The following is a 3,407-nucleotide window of genomic DNA, read 5'->3' on the forward strand; positions in this document are numbered from 1 at the left end:
GCTGAAGGCGGTATAACCGCCTTCAGCGCGAGCCTGTGCCCCCAAGTATTAACCCGTGATGTTACCGAACTCACTCCGGATGCCTTATATAACCTGGAGATCAGACAGTACAACTCCGCAGGCACACACTTGGCAGGTACGACTTTTGCGCAAGCCACCATCGGCACAGCCCTGGATGTAACATTGCAGGCAAGTGACGATTGCCAACTGGTGATTGTGGCACGCGGAGACGGTAAAACAGTTAAAACTGAATTGGGAACCAGAACTTTACAGAAAGTGCAGGAAAATATAACCGCTGACTCGACAGTGATTAGCCGGATAGACCCGACGGACCAGTCAAGCATGAACAAGATGCCCTATGTACTTCATCTGAAACATGTGAAAGTGGTGCAGGAATCAGGCAAGTACATCATCCAGAGTATTGACGGAGCTTATGACGTCCGCCTCCGACTGAAACGTCTGGCAACCCGTCTTACAGTGAAATGGACCTATACCGTCAGTGATTTTGATATGAAGCAGATTTTGATTCAGAGCGTACCTTTGGGATATACCGTGGTAGATGCACCGGATGAAAACGACGGTACTTATCCGTCTCTTATCCAGCAATTCACTACGATTGAAGTTCCTTCGGTGGGCAACAGTGGCACTTATTCTTGCTGGATTCCTGCCAATGCGCGTGGTAATTCTGCTGCTGCTACTTCGGAGATTCTACGCACGAAAGCCAATGCACCCCAGGGAAGTGCTTTTGTGAATTTTGTGGCAGTGAACAAAACTGATATGAAGAAGAAATTGGACTATCGTGTTTATCTGGGTGGCAGGGAAGCATCGGATTTCAATGTTTTTGGTAACACCAATTACAATTATACCGTGAATTTCAATCATACAGGTATTCCTGTAGATGACGGACGCGTAACGTATATCGACCCTATACCGGCCTCCCAAAATAACAATAATCTTATCCCCACTGCCAATTGCTTCATGGTTGCACCGGGTGCTGCGTTCTGCTTCGATCCCTTTTCGTTTCAGCAGGGTGGGAACTCTGTAACGAATGACAAACTGGTGGAGTGGTGCAGTAGTTCCGGGATAAAATCCGTGAAATTGCTTTGGCAGACTAAGGAAAACGGTGATGTGGGCGATCCTGTGATGGGCATTGCCAACAGTGACGACGACCATACCAACATTGTGGATATAAAGCGTACGGACGGTTCATCCATAACACTGGTTCCCGCCAATGGAGTGGGGCAGTGTCTTATTTACTGTCGCGCAGCAGCCAATACATCCGGCGGAAGTGGTGTGATTGCCGCTTACGACGGAGAAAATGGTACGGGAAATATCCTTTGGAGTTGGCATGTGTGGGTGACGGATTATCATCCCGATGCCTCGGGAACCGAAACGGTGTTGACACCGGAGACGAAGCGGAAACTGAAACTGGTACCAGTCAGTTCTTCTGACGGTACTATTGCCGCTATTATGATGGATCGGAATCTGGGAGCATACGAGGCAGCGGTCAATGCCATTCCGAAAGATATGCTGACGATGTCCCGCAATAACGGCTTTCACTTTCAGAAGGGGCGCAAAGATCCCTTCCCAAGTAGCTATACAACTCAGAAACTACCGAGTGTCTATAAGTTTACACTCAGTGCGGACGCTCCACCCAAGCATATCATGAACAGGTATAAACCGGATGGTTTTCATGCGGTGGTCCCCAAATCCATTGGAAGCGGGGCGGTTTCACTGCAAACAGCTTATCGGAGTCCGGTTTCCATTGCTGGGAATGGGGGAACTCAATGGTGTACGGACAACCCTCTTCCTTTATGGGGCACTACCAAGACTATTCATGATCCATGTCCTGCCGGCTGGCGGGTTCCTCAGAAAAGCGAGCTTACTGTTCTGGTAAATCGTAATGCAACTGCGATTTCTACAAGTGCGCAAAATGATGGTGGAATATTGCTTAAATATGATGATACGGGCAATAAGTTTTATGTACGGTTCACCGGATATCCACCTGCGATATATCAATTGAACAATGTGGGAGTAGTGGGGTATGTCTCTGCAATAGAAAGCATGTCTGTATTCAAAGTAGATGGAATTAATGGTAATTCTAAACCGGAAATAAGTGGTTTACGAGATTATGACGCCCACACCACCCGTTGCGTACAGGAAAAAATAGAATAATATTCCGCTTCAGCGGTGATTGAACTGCCTGATGTAAATCAGGGTGCGGAAGACGCAGAAGTACAGATAAATACATGCTAAATTGTATTCATTTGCACTCTCTGCGTCTTCTGTGTTTTAAAATACAAATTAATAACTAATAAAAAGAAAAGTATGAATTTAATGACAAAAAAGCTATTGGAAGAACGGCTTGAACGTACCAAACAACGCTATGTCCGCCAACAGGAACGGATGGAAAATTTGTTGTGCAGTATGCAGAATAATGCAGAGAATATCAGACAAATAGAATACGTGTTGGCCATGATGGAACGTGTCAGGAAACAACGTCGCCGGCATCGCATTGTTTCACGTACAGAAGTGAAAGAATTCTTTATGTATGCTTCCCGTATTTACGATCGTATTCAGCACCGTATGCATATACAACACCTCAATTATACCTATTTCTGTTATGTCATCTGTTCTCGCTATTTGTTTGAAAGTTGTTTGCATATTCCGAACCGCCGCTTTGTCAGTCCGGCTACAGTGATTTCTTATTTTAAGAAAGAACGGGGAAGGTGATACTCAACTTGTGAGTATCGTATTTTTTGACTTTTTATTTCTTTGTAATTTTGCGCCCGATATTTTTAAAAGACGGATGCATAGTCCGTACTAATTAATTTTTTAATTATAATGAAAGAAAGAAATTTTGACTGGCTGCTTCAAGGCTGCCATCCTCTGTCCGAAGTGGCACAGGCGTATTATCCGTGTGAGTACAACAGTTCGTCCATCCGTTCGTTCCGAAAACATATTAAGGGGATACCGCAACTATATGCAGACTTGCTGGAGGCGGAGTACACTGATAAGGTCACCACACTGACCCCACTACAGATTGCGATAGTGATCCGGCATCTGGGCGTTCCCAATCAGGCGAAAGAGGAACTCGAAAAGCAGCCGTTTAGTTGAGAAGGAGACTGGCCTCAATCTCCGGAAATGCGAAGGATATATTTTAATATATCCTTCTTTTAGTTTCTTATATTATTTATTCATGTACGGTTGATTGTACGGATGTCTGTTTGCCGGAATGGGTAGGTGTCTAATAATCAGTCTACTATATCAACCGCAAACCTACTCAAAATAAGTTTGCTGTTTTTGTCCGAATATATTCACTTCTTTCGGGATATGAGTTAAATGATAATTCCAATATTAAGTAAATAGAGTATCTCAATTCCCCTCCTCCGTCGGAGGAGGGGTGC

The 3,407-nt window shown here is 44.8% G+C and carries 3 protein-coding genes; all 3 read left to right on the forward strand.

Annotated elements, in window-relative coordinates:
- Positions 1 to 12: 12 nt before the first annotated feature.
- Entirely contained in the window at positions 13 to 2,175 is a 2,163-nt protein-coding gene (locus DWW10_RS25610) for a DUF4906 domain-containing protein (protein WP_259324641.1), read from the forward strand.
- Between the two features lie 153 nt (positions 2,176 to 2,328).
- Entirely contained in the window at positions 2,329 to 2,733 is a 405-nt protein-coding gene (locus tag DWW10_RS25615) for a hypothetical protein (protein ID WP_118487410.1), read from the forward strand.
- Between the two features lie 111 nt (positions 2,734 to 2,844).
- Positions 2,845 to 3,117 (forward strand): DUF4248 domain-containing protein, encoded by a 273-nt coding sequence (locus DWW10_RS25620; RefSeq protein WP_118224022.1) that lies wholly within the window; start codon positions 2,845 to 2,847, stop codon positions 3,115 to 3,117.
- Positions 3,118 to 3,407 lie beyond the last annotated feature (290 nt).

Source organism: Bacteroides intestinalis, assembly GCF_003464595.1.
Classification (GTDB): Bacteria; Bacteroidota; Bacteroidia; order Bacteroidales; family Bacteroidaceae; genus Bacteroides; species Bacteroides intestinalis_A.

Bases quoted from the DNA above. Each gene is read 5' to 3' on its own strand.
- DWW10_RS25615 (WP_118487410.1), top strand. From the start codon at position 2,329: ATGAATTTAATGACAAAAAAGCTATTGGAAGAACGGCTTGAACGTACC.
- DWW10_RS25620 (WP_118224022.1), top strand. From the start codon at position 2,845: ATGAAAGAAAGAAATTTTGACTGGCTGCTTCAAGGCTGCCATCCTCTG.